The sequence below is a fragment of the Janibacter massiliensis genome (assembly GCF_900289115.1).
Classification (GTDB): domain Bacteria; phylum Actinomycetota; class Actinomycetes; order Actinomycetales; family Dermatophilaceae; genus Janibacter_A; species Janibacter_A massiliensis.
Genome location: NZ_LT985201.1, coordinates 1 through 2,555 on the forward strand (window position 1 = coordinate 1; position 2,555 = coordinate 2,555).

Sequence of the window (2,555 nt, forward strand, 5' to 3'; positions counted from 1 at the left end):
AACCCCCGCCGTCGTCACTCGGCACTGGGCTACCTCAGCCCGCACGAATACCAAGCCCTTCACACCACGCCGCTAACCGCGGCATGATCAACACACCGAAACTGTCCGGGAAACCGGGTCAGGCTCCCACCCGCCCCGTCCCGTCCGTGACGGCCTACGACGAACTGCTCCCACGACGACGCCCCGCACCCACCGCTGACGATGTGAAAGCGAGCACCAGCTGATGAGCCCGACACCAGTGGCTACCCCGGTCAGTCCAACGCTCCGCCGCCGGCGCGGCATGACCGAAGAGGCCGCAGTCGCCGCGGTCGACCAGGCCTGCCGCCGGCTGCGCCTGCCCACGATCCGGGCGTTGGTCGACGAGGCACTGAGCGTGGCGAAGAAGGAGCAGTTGACCTACCAAGGCTTCTGGCCGAGTTGCTGCTCGCCGAGGTCGACGACCGGGACCGCCGCTCCTCCGTGCGCCGCGTCAAAGCTGCCGGGTTCCCTCGGGACAAGTGGATCGGGGACTTCGACTTCGACGCCAACGACGCGATCAACCCCGCGACCGTGCACGAGCTCGCCAAGGGCGACTGGATCCGCCGTGGTGACCCGTTGTGCCTGATCGGGGACTCCGGCACCGGCAAGTCCCACCTGCTCATCGCCCTGGGGACCGCGGCCGCCGAGCAGGGCTACCGGGTGCGGTACACGTTGGCCACCAAGCTCGTGAACGAGTTGGTGGAGGCCGCCGACGACAAGCAGCTCGCCAAGACCATCGCCCGCTACGGCCGCGTTGACCTGCTGATGATCGACGAGCTGGGCTACATGGAACTCGACCGCCGCGGTGCCGAGCTCCTCTTCCAGGTCCTGACCGAACGTGAGGAGAAGAACTCGATCGCGATCGCGTCCAACCAGTCGTTCTCCGGGTGGACCGACACCTTCACCGACCCCCGCCTGTGCGCCGCGATCGTGGACCGCCTCACCTACAACGGCACCATCATCGAAACCGGCACCCACTCCTACCGCCTCGCCCACAGCCGCGCCCACGCGACTGGTTGACCACCTCCGCTATCATCTGATCATGCGCTCAGATGAGAAGGTTGTTGGCTTGGATGGATGCTCAATTCAGTGCCTCCATCCAGAGAAGATCCAGCTAGTGCTGGACGCAGCGCTGCCGGCGGACGATCTGGCGCGAGCGGCGAGCATGTTCAAGCTTCTCGGCGACCTGACGCGGTCGCGGCTGTTGTTCGCGCTTCTCGAGGCCGGTGAGCTGTGCGTGTGTGATCTGGCGGCGGCGACCGGCACGCAGGAGGCGACCGTGTCGCAGTCGCTGCGGATGCTGCGCGCCTCAGGTGTGGTCACGGGTCGCAGGCAGGGGCGGCTGGTCTTCTATCGGCTCGCGGACGCTCATGTGCGGATGCTGCTCGACCTGACCCGGGAGCACATCGCCCACGACGCAACTGGTGTTACCGACGGAGTTGCAACGGCAACCGAGGTGATCCGATGAGTGGCGGGCACAGTCACGGAAGCGCGGGCGGTGCGCACCGGTGGCGGCTGCGGTTGGCGTTCATCCTCGTCGCCGGCTACTTCGTCGTCGAGCTCGTCGCGGGTCTGTTGTCCGGGTCGCTGGCGTTGCTCTCCGATGCCGGGCACATGGCCGCCGATGTGGTCGCTCTGGGTGCGGCGTTGGTCGCCACTCGGATCGCGACGCGCCCGGACAGCACCGGTCGTCGCACGTTCGGGTCCTACCGCGCCGAGGTCTTCGCCTCCGGCCTCGCGGTGTTGCTGATGCTCGGGGTCTCGGTCTACATCGCGGTGGAGGCCATCGGCCGCATCGGCGACACGGCTGAGATCGCCTCCGGGCCGATGCTGATCGTCGGCGGCATCGGACTGCTGATCAACGTCATCGCCCTGTTGCTGCTGCGCGGAGGAGCAAGCGACAGCCTCAACGTCAAGGGCGCCTACCTCGAGGTCGTCGCGGACACCGTCGGATCCGTCGGTGTCATCGTCGCCGGAGTCATGGTGAGCGCGACCGGCAATGCGTGGTGGGACACCGGGATCGCGTTGGCCATCGCCATCTTCGTTGCCGTCCGTGCCGTCATCCTGGGCCGCGAGGTCCTCAACGTCCTGGGCCAGCACGCGCCGGCGGACATGGCACCGGACGACGTCGAGCAAGCACTGTCGGGCGTCCCGGGTGTCAGCAACGTGCACGACCTGCACGTGTGGACCCTGACCTCCGGGATGAACGTCGCCACCGCGCACCTGATGACCGACGAGGGCGCCGACGCGCACGCCGTCCTGGACAGTGCCCGCACCGTGATGCGCACCGACTTCGGCGTCGAGCACGCCACCCTCCAGGTCGAACCCAACACCCACACCGGATGCAAGGAGGTCACCTGGTGACCGCCTGGACGACCCTCGCCACCCCAGTGAACCGCACTGGGTCTGATGGAGGCTCGGGCTATTGGATTCCGACCAAGGGGTGGTCGGACCGTTGCGTAGCGTAGAACGCTTCCTCGAACTCTGCTGGCGGGACGTCGCCCAGGTAGCCGTGGAGGCGGTCGTGGTTGTGCCAG

2 protein-coding genes and 1 pseudogene are annotated in these 2,555 nt (G+C 67.4%); all 3 read left to right on the forward strand.

Annotated features, from left to right (window positions below; all coding sequences use genetic code 11):
* The first annotated feature begins 223 nt into the window (after positions 1–223).
* The 3 genes and pseudogenes from istB to DAA34_RS11945 all read left to right on the forward strand — a co-directional run bounded on the left by istB (position 224) and on the right by DAA34_RS11945 (position 2,382).
* Positions 224–1,038: pseudogene (istB, locus tag DAA34_RS11935) on the forward strand (IS21-like element helper ATPase IstB).
* Positions 1,039–1,060: 22 nt separating this feature from the next.
* The gene (locus DAA34_RS11940) at positions 1,061–1,486 is read left to right on the forward strand and encodes an ArsR/SmtB family transcription factor (protein WP_106820187.1); all 426 of its coding nucleotides are present in this window, start codon (positions 1,061–1,063) and stop codon (positions 1,484–1,486) included.
* Positions 1,483–2,382 (forward strand): cation diffusion facilitator family transporter, encoded by a 900-nt coding sequence (locus DAA34_RS11945; RefSeq protein WP_106820189.1) that lies wholly within the window; start codon positions 1,483–1,485, stop codon positions 2,380–2,382. The genes DAA34_RS11940 and DAA34_RS11945 overlap by 4 nt, the downstream gene beginning before the upstream one ends.
* Positions 2,383–2,555 lie beyond the last annotated feature (173 nt).

Bases quoted from the DNA above. Each gene is read 5' to 3' on its own strand.
- DAA34_RS11945 (WP_106820189.1), top strand. From the start codon at position 1,483: ATGAGTGGCGGGCACAGTCACGGAAGCGCGGGCGGTGCGCACCGGTGG.
- DAA34_RS11940 (WP_106820187.1), top strand. From the start codon at position 1,061: ATGCGCTCAGATGAGAAGGTTGTTGGCTTGGATGGATGCTCAATTCAG.